This is a genomic window from Yinghuangia sp. YIM S09857 (assembly GCF_051388915.1).
In the GTDB taxonomy this organism is placed as follows: Bacteria; Actinomycetota; Actinomycetes; order Streptomycetales; family Streptomycetaceae; genus Yinghuangia.
In genome coordinates, this window is sequence record NZ_JBPKBH010000002.1 from 151,140 (window position 1) to 169,764 (window position 18,625).

19 protein-coding genes are annotated in these 18,625 nt (G+C 74.1%); 13 read left to right on the plus strand and 6 right to left on the minus strand.

Annotated features, from left to right (window positions below):
• Positions 1-140 precede the first annotated feature (140 nt).
• Complete coding sequence (locus tag ACRX5S_RS03820) at positions 141-833, minus strand: IclR family transcriptional regulator (RefSeq protein WP_436771280.1); 693 nt, start codon at positions 831-833, stop codon at positions 141-143.
• Positions 834-930: 97 nt separating this feature from the next.
• Between ACRX5S_RS03820 and ACRX5S_RS03825 the strand changes: the two genes are divergently transcribed.
• The 5 genes from ACRX5S_RS03825 (at position 931) to ACRX5S_RS03845 (ending at position 7,981) form a co-directional block, all read left to right on the plus strand.
• Positions 931-2,388 (plus strand): flavin-containing monooxygenase, encoded by a 1,458-nt coding sequence (locus tag ACRX5S_RS03825; protein ID WP_436771281.1) that lies wholly within the window; start codon positions 931-933, stop codon positions 2,386-2,388.
• 76 nt (positions 2,389-2,464) lie between these two features.
• Positions 2,465-4,105, plus strand: coding sequence for an N-acyl-D-amino-acid deacylase family protein (locus ACRX5S_RS03830; protein ID WP_436771282.1), 1,641 nt, complete (start codon positions 2,465-2,467; stop codon positions 4,103-4,105).
• Positions 4,018-4,935, plus strand: coding sequence for a TauD/TfdA dioxygenase family protein (locus tag ACRX5S_RS03835; RefSeq protein WP_436771283.1), 918 nt, complete (start codon positions 4,018-4,020; stop codon positions 4,933-4,935). The genes ACRX5S_RS03830 and ACRX5S_RS03835 overlap by 88 nt, the downstream gene beginning before the upstream one ends.
• Before the next feature lie 468 nt (positions 4,936-5,403).
• The gene (locus ACRX5S_RS03840; RefSeq protein ID WP_436771284.1) at positions 5,404-6,321 is read left to right on the plus strand and encodes an ABC transporter permease; all 918 of its coding nucleotides are present in this window, start codon (positions 5,404-5,406) and stop codon (positions 6,319-6,321) included.
• Between the two features lie 115 nt (positions 6,322-6,436).
• Entirely contained in the window at positions 6,437-7,981 is a 1,545-nt protein-coding gene (locus ACRX5S_RS03845) for an AlkA N-terminal domain-containing protein (RefSeq protein WP_436771285.1), read from the plus strand.
• 69 nt (positions 7,982-8,050) lie between these two features.
• Here the strand turns inward: ACRX5S_RS03845 and ACRX5S_RS03850 are convergent, their stop codons facing one another.
• On the minus strand, positions 8,051-8,491 hold the full coding sequence (locus ACRX5S_RS03850; RefSeq protein ID WP_436771286.1) for a winged helix-turn-helix transcriptional regulator: 441 nt from the start codon (positions 8,489-8,491) through the stop codon (positions 8,051-8,053).
• A 108-nt stretch (positions 8,492-8,599) separates the two neighbouring features.
• Between ACRX5S_RS03850 and ACRX5S_RS03855 the strand changes: the two genes are divergently transcribed.
• Together ACRX5S_RS03855 and ACRX5S_RS03860 are read left to right on the plus strand one after the other, a co-directional pair.
• The gene (locus ACRX5S_RS03855; protein WP_436771287.1) at positions 8,600-9,385 is read left to right on the plus strand and encodes an NAD(P)-dependent oxidoreductase; all 786 of its coding nucleotides are present in this window, start codon (positions 8,600-8,602) and stop codon (positions 9,383-9,385) included.
• Positions 9,386-9,580: 195 nt separating this feature from the next.
• Positions 9,581-9,973, plus strand: coding sequence for a hypothetical protein (locus tag ACRX5S_RS03860; RefSeq protein ID WP_436771288.1), 393 nt, complete (start codon positions 9,581-9,583; stop codon positions 9,971-9,973).
• Between the two features lie 311 nt (positions 9,974-10,284).
• On the opposite strand, the gene ACRX5S_RS03865 is transcribed toward ACRX5S_RS03860, so the two are convergent.
• A complete protein-coding gene (locus ACRX5S_RS03865) occupies positions 10,285-10,758 on the minus strand; it encodes a hypothetical protein (RefSeq protein ID WP_436771289.1) in 474 nt (157 codons plus the stop codon).
• Positions 10,759-10,937: 179 nt separating this feature from the next.
• Here ACRX5S_RS03865 and ACRX5S_RS03870 point away from each other — a divergent pair, with 179 nt between their 5' ends.
• On the plus strand, positions 10,938-11,417 hold the full coding sequence (locus tag ACRX5S_RS03870; RefSeq protein WP_436771290.1) for a DUF1772 domain-containing protein: 480 nt from the start codon (positions 10,938-10,940) through the stop codon (positions 11,415-11,417).
• 35 nt (positions 11,418-11,452) lie between these two features.
• On the opposite strand, the gene ACRX5S_RS03875 is transcribed toward ACRX5S_RS03870, so the two are convergent.
• Positions 11,453-13,102 carry an alpha/beta hydrolase gene (locus ACRX5S_RS03875; RefSeq protein ID WP_436771291.1) on the minus strand — a complete coding sequence of 550 codons (1,650 nt, stop codon included), beginning with the start codon at positions 13,100-13,102 and terminating at the stop codon, positions 11,453-11,455.
• Between the two features lie 119 nt (positions 13,103-13,221).
• Between ACRX5S_RS03875 and ACRX5S_RS03880 the strand changes: the two genes are divergently transcribed.
• The 4 genes from ACRX5S_RS03880 (at position 13,222) to ACRX5S_RS03895 (ending at position 17,352) form a co-directional block, all read left to right on the plus strand.
• Complete coding sequence (locus ACRX5S_RS03880) at positions 13,222-14,097, plus strand: pirin family protein (protein WP_436771292.1); 876 nt, start codon at positions 13,222-13,224, stop codon at positions 14,095-14,097.
• Positions 14,098-14,267: 170 nt separating this feature from the next.
• Entirely contained in the window at positions 14,268-14,957 is a 690-nt protein-coding gene (locus ACRX5S_RS03885) for a hypothetical protein (RefSeq protein WP_436771293.1), read from the plus strand.
• Positions 14,958-15,138: 181 nt separating this feature from the next.
• A complete protein-coding gene (locus ACRX5S_RS03890) occupies positions 15,139-15,879 on the plus strand; it encodes a leucine-rich repeat domain-containing protein (protein WP_436771294.1) in 741 nt (246 codons plus the stop codon).
• A 30-nt stretch (positions 15,880-15,909) separates the two neighbouring features.
• On the plus strand, positions 15,910-17,352 hold the full coding sequence (locus ACRX5S_RS03895; RefSeq protein WP_436771295.1) for a PLP-dependent aminotransferase family protein: 1,443 nt from the start codon (positions 15,910-15,912) through the stop codon (positions 17,350-17,352).
• 73 nt (positions 17,353-17,425) lie between these two features.
• Here ACRX5S_RS03895 and ACRX5S_RS03900 read toward each other — a convergent pair whose 3' ends face one another.
• Together ACRX5S_RS03900 and ACRX5S_RS03905 are read right to left on the minus strand one after the other, a co-directional pair.
• The gene (locus ACRX5S_RS03900) at positions 17,426-17,842 is read right to left on the minus strand and encodes an SgcJ/EcaC family oxidoreductase (RefSeq protein ID WP_436771296.1); all 417 of its coding nucleotides are present in this window, start codon (positions 17,840-17,842) and stop codon (positions 17,426-17,428) included.
• A gap of 100 nt (positions 17,843-17,942) precedes the next feature.
• Positions 17,943-18,254 (minus strand): hypothetical protein, encoded by a 312-nt coding sequence (locus tag ACRX5S_RS03905; RefSeq protein ID WP_436771297.1) that lies wholly within the window; start codon positions 18,252-18,254, stop codon positions 17,943-17,945.
• A 141-nt stretch (positions 18,255-18,395) separates the two neighbouring features.
• Between ACRX5S_RS03905 and ACRX5S_RS03910 the strand changes: the two genes are divergently transcribed.
• Complete coding sequence (locus ACRX5S_RS03910; protein WP_436771298.1) at positions 18,396-18,566, plus strand: hydrophobic protein; 171 nt, start codon at positions 18,396-18,398, stop codon at positions 18,564-18,566.
• Positions 18,567-18,625 lie beyond the last annotated feature (59 nt).

The following is an 18,625-nucleotide window of genomic DNA, read 5'->3' on the forward strand; positions in this document are numbered from 1 at the left end:
TCGTTGGATCGGGGCATGAGCGCCGACACGGAGTCCCGGCCGAGCGCGTTGACCATGTCCCGGGCCCGCCGCCGCGCCCGTGCTTCCAGGCTGCGACCGAGCGGCGGCGGGCCACGAACCGGGGAGACACCGCGCGGCCCCTACTCCGCCGATACCGCCCCCGCTGCCGCCAGCAACCGCGGCGCCATGGCCTCCAGCTCGGCGACCCCCACCCGCGATACCGGCGCGGTCACCAGCAGTGTCCCCACGGCCGAAGCCCCCGGCCCGGGCGCATACACGGGCGCGCCGATGGCGATCGTCCCTGCCGCGCCCCCGGTCGTGACGTAGTAGCCGCGGGCCCGCACCACGGCAAGTTCGTCCTCCGACGGCAGGGCGTCGCCCAAGTGTCCGCGTGCTTCCTCGTCGAGGAACGCCGCGACCCCCGGTCCCGTCGTCAGCGGCGCCTCCAGCCCGACCGGGATCACGATGCGGAGCGGCTGGCTGCTCTCGACCGAGTCGACGACCACGAAGGACGGTCCGCGCACGACCCACAGCGTGACGGTTTCCCCGGTGCCGGACGCGAGCGCCTTGAGATGCGGCCGCGCGCGGTCGAACAGGCCTCCCGCGAACCTCCGCCCCACGACCAGCGCTTGCGCGTCCAGGCTCCAGGCGCTGGTCGCCGGGTCCTGCCGCAGCCAGCCGGCGTCGTGGAGGGTCACCACGGTCCGCTGCACTCCGCTCTTGTCCATGTCCAGGGCGCGGGCGAGGCGGGTGACGGTCACGGGCTGCCGTTCGGAAATGGCGGTGAGGACGCGCAGCGCCTTTTCCACGGTGCCGAGTCGGCCGACGGCCATGACGGCTCTTCCCCCTTCGACGGAGTTCAGCTAGCGTCACCGTGTCACAGAGCAATCCTACAGGTCAAATAGTGACCTCACGCAGGGAGGGGGGCCCATGGGTGCAGGGCCCAGCATCGGCATCCTGGGGGCGGGCGCGGGCGGCTTGGCGATGGCCGTGCGGCTCAAGCAGGCCGGATTCGACAACCTCACGATCTTCGAGAAGTCCGATGGTGTGGGCGGGACTTGGCGCGACAACACGTACCCGGGCGCAGCGTGCGACATCATGTCGCACCTGTATTCCTTCTCATTCGCGCCCAACCCCGAGTGGAGCAAGACCTACGCCGACCAGCCGGAGATCCTCGCCTACCTCGAAGGCATCGCGGACCGGTTCGGCCTCCGGCCCCACCTGCGGCTCGGCACGCCGATCGCCGAAGCGCGGTGGGACGACACGGCGAACCGGTGGCACCTCACCGCCGAGTCCGGGGCGCAGTTCGACGTCGACGTCCTGGTCAGCGCGCTCGGCATGCTGAACCTGCCCGCCCACCCGGACATCGAAGGCCTCGACGATTTCGCGGGCGCGATGTTCCACTCGGCCCGCTGGAACCACGGCGAGGATCTGACGGGGAAGCGGGTCGCGGTGATCGGGACCGGGGCGAGCGCCGTGCAGTTCGTCCCCGAGATCGCCGAACCCGCCGCGCAGGTGCACGTGTTCCAGCGCTCCCCCGCGTGGATCGTGCCGAAGGCGCTGCGGCCGTACACGCCCGAGGAGATCGCGAAGTTCCGCCGCAGTCCCCTGGCGATGCGCAAACACCGCTGGGAGATCCTCGCGCAGCTCGAACGGCACACGTCGATCCACAAGGCCGACGCGCGCACCGCCGAACGGCAGAGCTGGCACCACGGCTTGCTGCGCCGCCAGATCCCGGACGACGAGGACCTGCGCGCCGCGCTCACCCCCGACTACGCGATCGGCTGCAAACGTCTGCTGCCGTCGAACACGTGGTTCCCGACGTTCACCCGTCCGGACGTGGAACTTGTCACGGACCCCATCGACCGCGTCACCAAATCGGGTGTCCGCACCGCCGACGGCCGCGAGCGCGACGTCGACACGATCATCCTCGGCACCGGTTTCCGCGCCACCGAATACCTCGTCGCCGTGGACGTGTACGGGCGCGACGGCCGCCGCCTGCGCGACGACTGGGCCGACGGCGCCGAGGCCTACCTGGGCATGACCGTCACGGGCTACCCGAACCTGTTCGTCATGTACGGCCCCAACACGAACCAGGGCGGCGGCTCGATCCTGTTCGTCCTCGAAGCGCAGGCCCACTACATCACCCGTGCGGTACGCACCCTCGCCCGCCGCCGCCTGGCCGCCCTGGAAGTCCGCGCCCTCGCGCAGCGCCGCTTCAACGACCGGCTCCAGCAGGCCATGGGCGGCACCGTGTGGCTGGACTGCCACAGCTACTTCCGTGCCCCGAACGGCCGCGTCACCACCCAGTGGCCCTACCCCGCGCGCCGCTACTGGCTGGAGACCCGGCGGCTCCGCACCCGCGACTACGACCTCGTGCCCCGCTGACCGGCCACCAAAGCCGCCGAAGCCGCCACAGCCCAGCCCCACCCCCGCAAAACCGACTCCCGAAGGAGAACGACCCATGGACCTCGTCCTGCGCGGCGCCACCGTCGTCGACGGCACCGGGGCGGATCCGCGGCCCGCCGACGTCCGCATCGCCGACGGTGTCATCGCCGCCGTCGGCGAGCCGGGCAGTCTGGCCGGCGACGGGGCGACCGAAGTCGACCTGACCGGCCTGGTCCTGGCTCCCGGCTTCATCGACATCCACACGCACTTCGACGCGCAGGTGCTGTGGGACCCGGACCTGACCCCGTCGTCGTGGCACGGCGTGACGAGTGTCCTGATGGGCAACTGCGGCTTCGGCATTGCCCCGACCCGGCCCGCGCACCGCGACCTGGTGGCGCGGACCCTGGAGAACGTCGAAGGCATGTCCCTCGACGCGCTGCACGCCGGCATCAACTGGGACTTCGAGTCGTTCCCCGACTACCTCGACACGCTGACCTCGGCCCGCCCGCGCCTCAACGTCGCGGCGATGATCGGGCACACTCCGCTGCGGCTGTTCGTGGTCGGCGAGGAGCAGGAACGCCCGGCGACCGCCGAGGAGATCGCCCGTATGCGGGCGCTGGTCGCGGAGGCGATGGAGGCGGGCGCGTTCGGGTTCGCGTCGTCGCGGGCGACGTCGCACCAGGGCGCGGGCGGCCGGCCGGTGCCCAGCCGGCACGCGGAGCGCGCCGAGTTCGACGAACTCGCCGCGGTCGTGGGCGAGTCCGGGCACGGCATCATCCAGGTCACGGCGGGCCCCGACCTCGATGTCGATCACCTCCTCGACGTCGGCGCGGCCACGGGACGGCCGGTCACGTTCACCCCGCTGCTCACCGGCATGGGCGCGCCCGGTGCGGCGGTCGCGCGGGCCGACGCCTGCGCGGACACCGATGTGTGGGGGCAGACCTCGTGCCGCCCGCTGGTGATGCAGGTGACGCTGGCGGACCCGTTCCCGTTCGCGACGATGCCGAGTTTCCAGGAGATCCTGGCGCTGCCCGCCGACAAGCGCGCCGAGTTGTACGCGGACCCGGCGTGGCGGGAACGCGCCCGTGCGCAGGCCGAAGAGCGCTGGGACAGCCGCCTCGCCAAGACCGACATCGACGAAACCGAACTGCCCGGCCTCGCCGGGCGGACGCTGCCGGATCTGGCCGCCGAACGCGGTTCCACCCCGTTCGACGTCATGGTCGACACCGCTCTCGCGGAAGACCTGCGCACCCGGTTCCGGGTCGTGCTGGCGAACGACGACGAGCACGAACTCGCCGAATTGCTGCGGCATCCGCGCGTCCTCGTCGGCCTGTCGGACGCGGGCGCGCACGCGTCGCAGCTGTGTGACGCGTGCTTCTCGACACACTTGCTGGAGCACTGGGTCCGCGAGACGGGCCATCTGACGCTCGCCGAGGCGGTGCACCGCCTCACCGGCCAGCCCGCCGCGTTCCTCGGCCTGGCGGACCGCGGCCGGATCGCACCGGGGCTGGCCGCCGACCTGGTGGCGTTCGATCCCGAAACGGTCGGAGTAGGCGCGATGGAACGCGTGTACGACCTGCCCGCGGGAGCCGACCGCCTGGTCGCGCACAGCGTCGGCATCGTCCATGTGTGGGTGAACGGGCAGGCCGTTCGGCAGGACGGCGCCGACCTCGACGTCGACGTCCGCCCCGGTGCCGTGCTGCGTTCGGGGCGCTGACATGCGCGTCGTCCGCACAGGCGCCGCGCTGGGCGCCGAAATCCACGACGTGGACTTCTCGGCCGGTCTCGCCGCCGAGACCGTCGACGGCATCCACCGCGCACTCCTCGACCACCAACGACCACCAAGTCGTGGTGCTGCGCGCCCCCGAACTGACGATCGACCAGCACCTCGCGCTGGCCGAGCGGTTCGGTGAGCCGGAGGTGCACGCCTTCTTCCCCAATCTGGGTGACGGCTACGAGCGGGTGAGCGTCCTCGATTCGGAGGACGGCACCCGGGCGAGCATGTGGCACGCCGACGAGACGTTCCTGGAACGGCCGCCGATGGGCACGCTGCTGCACGCGCAGGTCATCCCCGAGTACGGCGGCGACACCGTGTGGGCGAGCTGCACGGCCGCCTATGACGCACTGTCGGCGCCGATGAAGAAGTACCTCGAAGGGCTGACGGCACTGCACGATCTCGCGCGCACCGTCGAACTGGCGTACGTCCGCGGCCACGCGACCGCCGAACGCTACGCCGCCTCGGTCGCCGCCGCCCGGACCACCGCGCACCCGGTGGTGTGCACGCACCCGGAGACCGGGGCGCCGACCCTCTACGTGAACCACACGTACACGCGTTCCATTCTCGGCCTGCCGCCGGCCGAGGCGGACGCCGTCCTGGCGTTCCTGTACCGGCACATGACCACCGAGCGGTTCACCTACCGACACCGCTGGACTCCGGGCGACCTCGTCATCTGGGACAACCGCTGCACCCTGCACAACGCACTGCCGGACTTCTCCGGCCACCGCCGCATGCACCGCGTCTCGGTCCTCGGCGCCCCTCCGCGATAGCCGGCACGCCCACCCGGCGACCACCAGGCAACCGCCCGGCGACCGCCGGATCGACCGCGGAATCGGACCGGACAGGCCGGCGTACCAACCACTGAGGACATGAAGCGGCAGTCCGCGCACGTGGATCGCCGCCGGGGAAGGCCGCCCCGAGGCCGCCGCACAGGCGGGAGCAAGCACGCGCGCTCGCCGCCGAGCTGCGGGCCGAGATCGAGGGCGCCGCGTAGAAGCGGGCCGGCATGCCCACTCCTCGTCCCCATCCACCCGGTAACCCCCGCCGCCAGATCCGATCTCGCCGCCCACCCCCGGCGCCGGGCTCCGGTCTCGCGCACGCGCGACGCCGCCTCGCGCCTCAGGTGTGACCGTCCCGAAAACGCACCGACCCACGCCGGACCGTGCGCCGCCCGAACGGCCACCGACGACACGCCCCCGGGACCCCCGGCGCACCGCAACGCAGGAGGAATCCGCCCCATGAGCAGCCCGACCGCCGCAGCCACGTCCCCGAACCCCGACTCGGCCCCCGACAACCTGCGCGACAACCTGGACGACGACCCGCTCGACCGCTCTCGCGACCACCCGCCCGTCGCCGTCGACGACATCGCGGCGCTGTTCGCCGTCCGCGAGCGGCCCCGGCGGCCGACCCCGCTCGCCGCGTCCACGGTGTTCGCGTGGCGCGCCGTGCTCAAGATGCGCCCGGCGACCACGCACCTCCTGGAGGTGACCGCGTTCCCGCTGATGATGACGCTGATGTTCACGTACCTCTTCGGCGGAGCACTGGCCGGATCCACCGACGAGTACCTCCAGTACGTGGTGCCCGGCGTCCTCGTCCAGAGCATCGTCATGACGACCATGGGCACCGGCGTCGCCCTCAACCACGACATCACCAACGGCGTCTTCGACCGCTTCCGCACCCTGCCCGTCTGGCGCCCCGCCGTGCTCGTCGGGATGCTGATCGGCGACCTCGCCCGCTACCTGCTCGCCGCGACGATGATCGTCCTCACCGGCCTGGCCCTCGGGTTCCGCCCGGACGGCGGCGCGCCCGGCGTGCTGGCGGCGATCGCGCTCGTGCTGGTCTTCGCCTTCGCGTTCTCGTGGGTGTGGACGACCCTCGGCCTGCTCATGCGCAGCGAGAAGGCGGTCGGCGGCACCGCGATGCTCGTGCTGTTCCCGGCGACGTTCCTCAGCAACATCTTCGTCGAGCCCGAGACCATGCCCGGCTGGCTCCAGGCGTTCGTGGACGTCAACCCGATCGCCCACCTCGTCAGCGCGGTCCGCGACCTCGCGGCAGGCGACTTCGGCAGCCCCGAGACCGGGTGGACACTGCTGTACGCGGCGGGCTTCGTCGCCGTCTTCGGCACGCTGAGCATGCGGCTCTACAACCGGGGCTGATCCGGCGCACTCGCCCGCCGATCCGGCGCGCGCGGAGCCGCCCGCACACCCGCACCCCACCGCCGCGTCCGAAATCCGCCAGTCACCCGGCCGCGGGCGGACGCATCATGGAGGGGTGCCCGAGACCTTCACCGCCCGCTACCAGGCCATCAGCAGCCGCGACGCCCGCTTCGACGGCAGCTTCTACACCGCCGTGTCCAGCACCGGCATCTACTGCCGCCCCAGCTGCCCGGCCCGCACGCCCAAGCCCGAGAACGTCACCTTCTACGGCACCGCGGCCGCCGCGCAGGCCGCCGGGTTCCGCGCCTGCAAGCGCTGCCGCCCCGAGGCCAGCCCCGGATCCCCCGACTGGGACATCCGCGCCGACCTCGTCGGCCGCGCGCTGCGCCTGATCGCCGACGGCGTCGTCGACGAGGGCGGCGTCGGCAGCCTGGCCCGCCGCCTCGCCGTGTCCGAACGCCACCTGCACCGGCAGATGGTCGGCGAGGTCGGCACCGGCCCGCTCGCGCTGGCGCGGATGCGCCGCGCGCAGACCGCCCGCATGCTGATCGAGGCCACGGACCTGCCGATCACCCAGATCGCGTTCGCGGCCGGGTACTCCAGCGTCCGGCAGTTCAACGACTCGATGGCCGAGGCGTTCGGCTGCGCGCCCACCGAGCTGCGCCGCCGGCACCGCCCCGCGGGCCCCGGCGCGGACGGCGAGGGCGACATCGTGCTGCGCCTCCAGCACCGCCGCCCCCTGTCCCACGACCCGCTCCTCGACTTCCTCGCCGACCGCGCGATCGGCGGCGTCGAGGAGGTCGTCGCCAACGACGCGGGACGGGGCGCCGACGGCGACACGGGCCGCGGCAGGGCAGCGGGCGGCGCGGGAGACCGCTCGTACCGCCGCAGCCTGCGCCTGCCGCGCCGCACCGGCATCATGACGGTCACCCCGCACCCGGACGCCGGGTACGCGACGCTCCGCCTGCGCCTGGAGGACCTGCGCGACCTCACCGCCGCCGTACAGCGCACCCGCCGCCTCTTCGACCTGGACGCCGACCCACAGGGCGTGGACGACGTCCTCGGCGCCGACCCGCTGATCGGACCGCTGGTCGCCAAGCACCCCGGGCTGCGCGTCCCCGGCCACGTCGACGGGTTCGAGCTCGCGGTCCGCGCGGTGCTCGGGCAGCAGGTGACCGTCAAGGGCGCGCGTACGCTCGCCGAACGCCTCGTCCGCAAGCTCGGCTGCGCACTCGCCGCCCCGGACGGCACGCTCACCCACATGTTCCCCAGCGCCGACCAGGTCGCCGACGACGACCTGTCCGGCATCGGCCTCACCGGAAGCCGCATCCGCGCGCTGCGCGCCCTCGCCTCCGCGGTCGCGGACGGCGGCGTCGTCCTCGACCCGGGCGCGGACCGCGCCGACACCGAGCGGGCGCTGCTCGCCCTGCCCGGCATCGGGCCCTGGACCGCCTCCTACATCGCGATGCGCGCGCTCGGCGACCCCGACGCGATCCCGCTGACCGACCTGGGCGTCCGGCACGCGCTGCGCGACCTCGGCGCGGACGACTCCGCGGCGGCGGCCGCCGAGCGGGCGGAGGGCTGGCGTCCGTGGCGGGCGTACGCCGCGATGCACCTGTGGACGCACTTGTCGGGAACGGACGGGCCGGCGGGCGGCTGAGCCGGGACCGCGTGTCCGGGCGGCGCGCGGTCGTCCCCTGCCCGGACCGTTCATCCGTCTGACGCGTCGTCAGCTCGCTGCGTGGTCCTGCCGGTTCTGGTACGCCTCCCGCGCCGCGAGCAGCGTCGGCAGGTTCGCCGCGGCCCACTCGCGGCACGCCTGGATCGGGCCGAGGAGGGTGCGGCCGAGGTCGGTCAGGGCGTACTCGACGCGCGGCGGCGACTCGTTGTACGCGGTGCGCGTCACCATGCCGTCCCGCTCCAGCGCCCGCAGCGTCTCGGTCAGCACCTTCGGGGTGATCCGGCGCAGCGGCACCTTCAGCTCGGAGAACCGGCGCGGCCCGTCGGCGAGGCAGACGACGACCATCCCCGCCCACTTCTCGCCGATGCGGATCGGCACGACGCTCTGCGGGCAGGCCGGGTCGAAGAAGTCGCCGGTGAGCGGCGCGAGGGCTTCCGGTCGCGGGCCCGGGGCAGGTCCTGCGGCCTGGGTTTCGGCGGGGTGTGGCATGGGCCCGACGCTAGTCCGGTTTCGTTGAAGTAACCAGTATCCGATCCATACCGTTGCTGGCAGCGGCGGGGACGGGCCCTGCCGCGGAGACCGGGGCGGAGCTGTGTCATGAGCGGAATCCACGAGACCGGCACGGACAGTACAGACGGCACAGGGAGCACGGGCGGCACGGGCGGTGTGGCCGCGGGCGCTGTCGCGGTCTTCGGCGCGGGCGGACGGGCCGGTCGGGCCGTGGTCGCGGAGGCGGTCGCGCGCGGGTACGCGGTGACCGCGGTCGTCCGCGATCCCTCCCGCCACGCGGACCTGACGGACCTCACGGACCCCGCCGGCCGCGCACGCGTGGCCTTGGTGGCCGGGGACGTCACCGACCCGGCCGACGTGGCCCGCGCGGCGGCCGGGCACGCGGCCGCGGTGAGCGCGGCCTACACGCCGGACACCGGCTCGCGCGCGTTCTACGGCGCGGCGTCCGCGGCCCTGGTCCAGGGTCTGGCGAAGGCGGGGGTCGGGCGGCTCGTGCACGTGGGGATCGCGACGACGGTCGAGACGGAGCCGGGCGTACGGCTGATGGACGCGCCCGGGTTCCCGGAGGAGTGGCGGGAGTTCGCACGCGGGCACGCGGACGCGATCGACACCTTCACGGCGGCAGGCGGGGGCGCGGACGGTGGCGGTGGCGACGGCCTGGACTGGCTGGTGGTGTGCCCGCCGATGCTGCTGGACGAGGCGGACAGGACCGGCACGTACCGCATCGGCGGGGCGCGCCCGGTCGACGCGGCGCGCGTGGACGTGGGCGGCCACATCTCGTACGCGGACCTCGCCCTCGCCGTCGTCGACGAGATCGCCCGACCGACCCGCCACCGCACCGTCGCGGCGGTCTCGGACGGGGAGCCGGGGTGAGGGCGGGCTTGCGGTGCGGGTCCCCGGCGCCCGGCTCCTGCCGTGGCCGAATGCCCGAGGGCGTTGCGCCGGACGGCCCACGCGGTCGCGGGAACCGACGCCCCCACGCGCCCGACCCGTTCGCCGTGCCGAGTGCCGGACGTGGTGCCGGGTGTGGGAGCCTGGGCGCCTCACGCTGGAAAGGCGGTCCGAGCGATGACGTCGGCCGGGTCCTGGTACGTGCTCGTCGAAGAGAGCAAGCCCGAAACCGAGTTTGCCGGCGCCACTCTCGACAGCGTCACCGTGCCCCGCTGGCACCTGACGTCCCGTCACCACATCGCGGGCGGCAGGGACCAGGCCCGCGAAGCGGCGGAGTCGCTGGCCCACACGTGGTTGCCGGAAGAGCTCAAGTACCGTGGCGATCGCGGCGGCACGGTGGGCCGTTCGATCTTCAGACTGACCGGGGACTCCTGGCTCGTCGAGGTCACCAGCCAACCCTGGCAACGCCACGCCCGCATAAGTCTCGCCGAACTGATCCACCTCGTCGAGCACGTCCCGCCGCCCGAGACACCCGAGCCCTCGCCTCGGAAGAGGAAATTCTTCCGATAGGTCGTGTCTTCGAAGTCCCGCCGGGCCCGCGGGCCGTGGCACCCTCCGGGCCCTGACTGCCCTCCCAAGCCGAACCCAGGCCACACCCAGGCCGAGCCGCGGGCTGCGCCTTGCGAGCACGCTCACCACCGCCCGCGGGCTGTCCGACGGGACCTTGAAGCCCCTCCCCAGTGCTGTGACCGTCCCGTGGAGGCTTCCGTTTCGCCTCGTCACCCGGATTGCGCCGCCGGCCGGCACGTTCGGGGATCTGCACGGATGTCGGGCCCGTTCGGTCGCCACCGGTCAGGACCAGGGCGGGGCGTCCGCCCGTGTCAGCCGGCGCCGCCGAGGTCGACGCTGCCCCGGGTCACCGCGCAGACGTACCAGGTGCCGGCTTCGCGGTGCAGGTCGACGACGTACGGGGTCGGGGTGCCGTCACGGCCGGTGACGCTGACGTTGACGTCGGCCCTGTCGCCGCTCTCGACGGATCCGGTGAGGGCGAAGCCGAACCCGCCGCCTTCCTCGGCGAGTGCGTCGTGGGCGGCGGGGTTCCGGCGGCCGTCGCAGTCGCCGTGGTAGGCGTCCGGCGGGCGGCCCTCGGCGACCGCGCGGAGGTAGTCGCGGGTGCGGTCGTGCACGGCGTTGTCGAGGATGTCGTCGGCTGCGCATGCCGCGCAGGCGACCAGGCATGACGCCGCGGCCAGCGCCGCCGCGACCGTTCCGCCGCGCCGCCTGTCGGTACGCCGCTCCGCGGCGCGAAGTCCGGTGCTTCCGGCCGCTGTTCGCCCACCCCTGCTCAGCATCACGGACCCCCACCCGCTCGGACGACGTGCGGATCGTAGCGCGCCGCCGTACGCCGCGGCGCCGAATGCGGCGGCGGATGCGGTATGCACTGCGGGATAACTGCGGGACGACTGCGTGGCATCTGTGCGCGGCGCATCCCCGCACCGGGGTCGGCGGAAGGCGGAGTGTGGACGGATTGAGGGTGGCGTCGCTGATTCTGGCGACGATGACGACGGGCATGATGGCGGGCGTCTTCTGGATCTGGGCGAACGCGGTGATGCCGGGGCTGGGGCAGACCGACGACCGGACGTTCGTCGCGGCGTTCCAGGCGATGGACCGGGCGATCATGAACCCGCTGTTCCTGGCCTGGGGGTTCCTCGGCGCGCTGGTGACCACGCTGGCGGCGGGACTCCTGCACCTCGGCGAGGACGCGCTGCCGTGGATCGCCGGGGCGTTCGTGCTCTACCTGGGCACGATGGTGGTGACGGGGGCGGTGAACGTGCCGAGCAACAACGCGCTGAAAGCGGCGGGCGATCCGGACGCGATCGACAACGCGGCGGCGCGGTCGGCGTTCGACGAGCGCCGGTGGCGGTCCGCGAACCAGGTGCGGGTGGTGCTGAACACCGCGGCGTTCGGACTGCTCGCGTACGCGCTCGTGGTCACCGGGAGGTCGGGGGGCTGAGCGCGGGGCCCCTCGGGCGGCCCTCTGCGGGCGGGTCACCCGCAGCGCACGTCCGCGGCGGGCAGGACGCCGTTGAGGAGGTACCGGTCGACGGCGTTGTCCACGCAGGTGTTGTCCCGGTAGATCGCGACGTGCCCGTCGCCGTTGTACGTCACCAGCCGTGCGGCGGGGAGCTGTTCGCGCACCCGCGGGGCGGCGGCGTGGGGGGTGGCGGGGTCGCGGGTGGTGCTGACGAGGAGCATGCCGGGCAGGTCGGCGCCGTCCAGCGGCTCGGCGTGGTCGGGTCCGGGGGCGGCGCAGTCGGCGGCCCAGCTCCACACCACGGACGGCCCGAGCACCGGCGCGGTCGCGGTGATGTCGCGGGTGAGGCGTTCGGCTTCGCGGGCGGAGAGGTAGCGGCCGTCGGCGCAGTTGACGGCGAAGTAACCGTCGAGGGCGGAGTCGGCGTAGGAGCCGTCGGGTCCGCGGTCGGTGTAGGCGTCGTACGCGCGGATCACGAGTGCGGCGTCGCCGCGGGCGAGGGCGGCGACGACGGTGCGCAGGGCGGGCCACTGGCCGGGGTGGTAGAGGTATCCGGACAGGACGGCTGAGGCCATGCCCTCGTCGAGGGTGCGTCCCCCGGCGCGGGCGGGGGTGTCGCTCAGTTCGTCGAGGAGGGCGCGGGTCGTGCGGGCCGCGGTGTCGGCGTCGCCGGTGAAGGGGCAGCCCGCGCGGCCGATGCAGTCGGCGGCGAAGGAGCGGAACGCGGCCTCGAACCCCTGGGCCTGCTCGCGGGCGACGGCGGTGCGGTCGGACGCGGGGTCGAGGAGCCCGTCCAGGACGAACCGGCCGACGCGGTCCGGGTGGCGGTCGGCGTAGCGGGCGCCGAGGTAGGTGCCGTAGGAGGTGCCGACGTAGTGGAGGCGTTCGTCGCCGAGGACGCCGCGCAGGACGTCCATGTCGCCGGCGGCCTCGCGGGTGCCGAGGTGCGGGAGCAGGTCGCCCATGCGGTCGGCGCAGCCCCGGCCGAAGTCCTTGAGGACGGCGGCGGCCGCGTCGACGGCGGCGCTGTCGCGCGGGGTGGGGTCGATGGACTGGAGGCGGTCCATGAGCGGACCGTCCGCGCAGACGACGGGGGTGCTGTCGCCGGTGCCGCGCGGGTCGAAGCCGACGATGTCGTAGCGGGCGGCCACGTTCGGCTTGGCGGCGGCAAGGCGGACCACGGTGTCGCGTACGCCGCGGCCCGGGCCGCCGGGGTTGGTGGCGAGGCTGCCGAGGCGCCCGGCGGCGGGCCCGGTGGCGGGCATGCGGTAGACGGCGATCTCGACGGTCCCGGCGGCGGGGGCGGCGTAGTCGAGGGGGACGCGCAGGCGCGCGCACTGGAGTCCGCGGTCGTCGCCGCGCTGGGCGGGGTCGGCGGGGCAGGGCTTCCAGGCGGGCCGCTGGGCGTAGAAGTCGTTGAGCGCGGGGTCGTGGGCGTCGCGCGGGGCGGTCGTCTGCGGTGTGGGCTGCCCGCTCGCCGTGCCGTCGCCCTTGTCCCCCGGGGCGGCCGGGGCCGCGGCGGTCGCGGTGCCGGCCGCGTCGTCGCGCTTCGGTGGTCCGTCGTCGGCGCTGCACCCGGCCGCGAGGAGGGCGGCGGCGAGGAGCGGGGCGGCTATGCGGGCGGTTGCGGGGCGGGCGGTCGCGGGAATGCGGGCAGCTGTCACGCGGCCCAGGGGTATCACACGGTTGGGCGCTCGGGGAGGCCCGGGGGCCGCGGAACAGCGGCATCCGGCAGCCTGTTGAGTTGAACGTTCAATAATCTGTCATCCGTGGTGGAGGAGCGATGAGCACCCAGACCCCGACGGCCCGCCGCGTGGCGGCCGTCACCGACCGCCGCATCGCCGGACCGGACGCCCAGGTCGACAACAAGGCCCTCGTCCTCGAACCCGGCAAGCCCGCACGGCACGACCCCTTCCTGCTCCTCGCCGAGGACTGGTTCAGCACCGTCGGATTCGACTGGCACCCGCACCGCGGCCAGGAGACCGTCACCCTCGTCCTGGAAGGCCGCGCCGAACACCGCGACAACCGCGGCGGACACGGCGTCCTCGGCCCCGGCGACGCCCAGTGGATGACCGCCGGACGCGGGCTCTTCCACGCGGAGAAGGCGTACCGCGGCGAGCCTGTGCACCTGCTCCAGCTGTGGATCAACCTGCCCGCCGCGCACAAGATGGACGAACCCCGCTACCAGGACCTGCGCGCCGACGCCATGCCGGTGCGCCGCGAGGCCGGCGTCGAGGTACGCGTCTTCTCCGGCCGCTCCGGCGACGCCGTCGGCCCCGCCGCCAACGTCGTCCCGGTCACCATGGCCGACGCCACCCTGGCCCCGGGCGCCGCCTACGCACAGGAAGTCCCCGCCGACCAGAACGGCTTCGCGTACGTCATCGCCGGCTCCGGCCGCTTCGGCGCCGACCGCACCCCGGCCGCGGCGGGCCAGGCCGTCCACCTCGCCCCCGCCGACACGGGGGCGGACGGCCCGGCGTACGACGTCCTCGACATCGAAGCCGGGGACGACGGCCTCCGCATCGTCCTGTGGACCGGCCGCCCGGTCCGCGAACCCGTGGCCCACTACGGCCCGTTCGTCATGAACACCCGCCGCGAACTCGAACAGGCCGTCGCCGACATGCAGTCGGGCGCCTTCGGCGAGATCCCCACGACCTGACGTCCCGCACGCCCCTCACCGGCTCCTGCACCGATGAGGGGCGCGGCGCATCCGGGAACCCCCCGCGGCGGACCGGCGGCACCCCTCCCGCGCGCCGAGGACCGCGGGGCGATCGGTACCCTCCGGGTGGTCCTCCCCATGTCCCCGGCGCGAGCGCGGAGTCGCCTGTGATGACGCGGTCCCGGCTCGGCCTTCTGCTGGGGAACGTGACGCGGATCGCCGCGGCCGTGGTGATCGCGGCGTCGATGGTGCTGGTCATCTGGGTCAAGCATCCGCAGGAGGCGAGCTCGGCGGAGTTCCTCGCCGGGGTCTCCGACGGGACGATCACCTCGGTCGGCTACGACGTGGACGGCTCCCAGACCGTCCACGTCCGGTGGCGGGCATCGGACACGGCGTGGCGGGAAGCCGTGTACGCACACGAAGGGCCGCGTACGGAGACGTCCGAACCGTGGGACCCCGTCGCGGAGTTGCGCGCCGACCTCCGCGCCCGGGCGCCCGGCGCCGATCCGGTGGACCTGGGCACGTACCCGTCCATGCACACCGAGACGGCGATCGACCGCCTGCTCGTGGTGACGGACGTCCTGTACCTGCCGTGGGACCGGCTGAAGTGGACGGTGGTGGCCCTCGGTGCCGCGCTGATCTGCGTCATGGTGGCCCGCACACCGAGCTACTACGGGCGTCCGATCCAGTGGATCGTCCTGTCACTCGCCACCGGGTTCGGGTTCCTCGCCTACCTGTGGCTGGAAGCACCCGGCAGACGCGCGGCGGCCGCTCGGGCCGCCGCGTCCCGCATGCGCCTCGACCCGGCCGCACTCGGATGCGTGACCCTGGCCGCCGCCTTCGTCCTCCTGGGGATCTGACTGGGGTGTACCCGATGAACCCGGCCGACCTGTGCCGAAGGCCGACATCGTGGCCGCCGCCGGGCGGTTCCTCGCGGCACACACGTAATCGGCCGGGTGATCGGCGCGGCACGGCATACGCTGCTGCACGCGCGGTGCGGAGCACGCGCGCGGGAACTGTCAGGGAGCGGGCGGGCGGACTGTGGGCGACGGTGTGGCGGACGGGCCGGTGCTCGACCTGTGGAGGCAGCGGCTCGGGAGCGTGCCCGACCGAGTGTGGGACCGTACCGACTGGGAGGTCGTCGTCCTCGCCGACAACGACCTCACGCAGGTACCGCGCGGCCTCGCGCGCATGACGGCGCTGCGCACGCTCGACCTCGGGCACAACGCCCTCACCCGGCTGCCCGACGACATCGGCGACCTGCCCGCCCTCACCGACTTCCTCTACCTCCACGACAACCGCCTCCGAACGCTCCCGGACACCCTCGGCCGCCTCACCCGGCTGCGCTACCTCAACATCGGCGAGAACCCGCTCACCCGCCTCCCCGACGGCCTCGGCCGCATGACAGCGCTCCGCGAACTCCGCGCCGAGAACTGCCGCCTCACCCGCCTCCCCGACACACTGGGCGGCCTGGCCGGCCTCCGCGAACTCCACCTGCGCGGCAACCGCCTCACCCGGCTCCCCGACTCCGCCGCCCGCCTCGCGGACCTGCGGCACCTGGACCTGCGCGAGAACGCCCTCACCGACGTACCCGCACCCCTCGCCGCACTGCCGCGCCTGCGCCACCTCGACCTCAGGGCCAACCGCATCACCCGCGTCCCCGACTGGACCGCCGCACTCCCCGCCCTCGAAAAACTCGACCTGCGCTGGAACGACCCCGACGCCCTGCCGCGACCGCTCGCCGACACCCTGGAGGAGCGCGGCTGCGCCGTCCTGCGCTGACCGCCCCGACCCGGCGCGTAGGGTCGGCGCGTGGCCGACACGCACCCGACGACCGGGCTGGACCTGCACCTCGACGTGACCCGCGGACCCGGCGTCGGGCGGGCCCTCGCCGAAGCGCTGCGCGACGCCGTGCGCACCGGCCGCCTCTCCCCGGGCACGCGCCTGCCCGGCACCCGCAGCCTCGCCGCGGACCTCGGCATCGCCCGCGGGACGGCGGTCGAGGCGTACAGCAGCCTGATCGCCGAAGGGTGGCTCACCGGGACCACCGGCGCCGGGACCTGGGTGGCCGAACCACCGGCTCCCCTCCCGCCGACGGGCGGCGCGGCCCCGGAGCCGGGCGGGCCCGCCGCGTCCGCCGGGTCCGCCCCGCCCGCCGACCGCACCCCCGCCCGCGGCGCCGTCGACCTGCGCCCCGGCCGCCCCGACCTCAGCTCCTTCCCGCGCACCCTGTGGGCCTCCGCCGTACGCCGCGCCCTCGCCGCCGCACCCGACCACGCATGGGACTACGGCGACCCGACCGGCCAGCCCCGGCTCCGCGCGGCCCTCGCCGCGTACACCGCCCGCACCCGGGGCGTACGCGCCGACCCCGACGCCATCGTCGTCACCTCCGGCTTCTCCCACGCCCTCGCGGTCCTCGGCCGCGCCCTGCACAGCACCGGCATCAGGCACGCCGCCACCGAGGACCCGGGCCTCGCCCGGCACCGCGACCTCCTGCGCGCCGCCGGACTCCACGTCGCACCCGTGCCCGTCGACGACGCCGGCGCCGACCCGGACCACCTCGCCGACCACGTCGGAGCCGTCCTGCTCACCCCCGCCCACCAGCACCCCCGCGGCGTCGTCCTGGCCCCGCGCCGCCGCGCCGCGTTCCTCGACCGCGCCCGGCGCCGCGGCGTGTTCCTCGTCGAGGACGACTACGACGGCGAGTTCCGCTACGACCGCCAGCCCGTCGGTGCCATGCAGGCGCACGCGCCCGAGCGCGTCGTCTACGCCGGGAGCGCCAGCAAGGCACTGGCCCCCGGCATGCGGCTCGGCTGGCTCGCCGTACCGCCGGCCCTGCGCGACCCGGTGCGGAACGCGGTCGCCGAACTCGGCGCGGAGCCCCCGGCCGTCGACCAGCTCGCCTTCGCCGACCTCCTCGAACGCGGCGACTACGACCGCCACATCCGGCAGGCCCGCCTGGCGTACCGACGCCGCCGCACCGACCTCGCGGCCCGCCTCCCACGCCCCCTCGCCGGAGTCCCGGCCGGACTGCACGCCCTCGTCCCCGTCGCGAGCCCCGAAGCCGAGCGCCGGACGGTGGAGGCCGCACGGTACGCCGGGCTCACCCTCCACGGCCTCCACACCGCCGGCTACTGGCACACCCCGTCCCCCGCCCACCCGGCCGCCCTCGTCATCGGCTACGCCACCCCGCCCCCGCACACCTGGCGCGCAGCCCTCGACGCCCTGCCCGACCTCCTCACCGCAACGCGGTAGCCACCGACTGTGCGGACAGGACGAGCACCGCACCGGGGCGGCCGGGACTCGCCGCCGGGCTTCTCGGCAGGAGTCAGCCGGTGCCCGCGACGTTGGTGTTGTGGACCGCGTGCACCCACCAACCGCCGTCCCGTTTGACCAGCACCCAGGTGCCGACGTTGGCGAAGTCGCCCGCCGAGGTGGAGGCGTGCTGCCGTACGGACACGACCGCGGTGTCGGGTGTCGGGAACGTCACGTGTTCGACGGCGATCCGCGTGCGGAACCCCTCGACCGGGTTCGCGAGTTGGCGGCGGTGGTGGGCGTTGACGGCCTCCCAGCCGTCGAAGCGCTGTCCGGCCGGAGTCGTGAACGACGCGTTGGCGGTGAACCGCGCGCCGACCCTGGCGGCGTCGAACTCTCCCACCCCCGCCTGGATTTCCGCGAACACGTCGTCGATCGCGCGCAGGTCCTCACCGGACGCGGCCTGTTCGGATACGGCTGGACGACTCATTCGTGCGCTCCCGGTGCTCTGCGGTCCCTTTGCCGAACGTGATCATCTCCCGGATCGCCGACGCGTCGCCACTTTGGGCCGGGCACCGCCTGACGGTGCGTCAGCAGGCGTCTTCCACGTGGACGACGATCTCGTCCGGGTGCTGCGCGGAGACGGTCGACCATGCCGGCGTCGTGGTGAGTGCGGCCGCCCAGTCGTCGAGGCCGACGTCGCCGTCGTGGAAGAACCAGGAGTTGAAGCTGCCCAGGTCGTGCAGGGCCGGGACGTGGGCGAACCGGACCTCGCAGTGCACCTGGACGTACTGCTCGTGTTCGCCGTCGGCGCCGACGACCTCGAACTGCCGGACGAAGTCCAGCAGGAAGCCGGGCGGATCGTCGAAAGCGCACGTGCCGCACCGGGGTTGACGCGCCACCGGCGTCGTCGCGCACCCACACGACTGTGCGCGGACCGGGCGCGCTGCGCCTGCACCGCGCTCGGCGTGCGCCGGAGGCCGCCCGCCCGGTGCCGCGGACGCAGGACGCATGGGTCCGCGGGAGCCGGGCAGCGGTTGTACATGCTTCCTCTGATTCTGGTTCTTCTGCTGGCGTTGATCTTGTTCGGTGCGGGGTTCGCACTCAAGGTGCTGTGGTGGGTCGCAGTCGTCGTCCTGGTGGTCTGGCTGCTCGGGTTCCTGCTGCGCAGCGCAGGTGCCGGGGGCCGACGCGGACGCTGGTACCGCTGGTAGGCCACGAAGCCCCGACACCCGCCGACCCGCCGCCGGCCCGGCGCAGCCCGCCTCCGCCA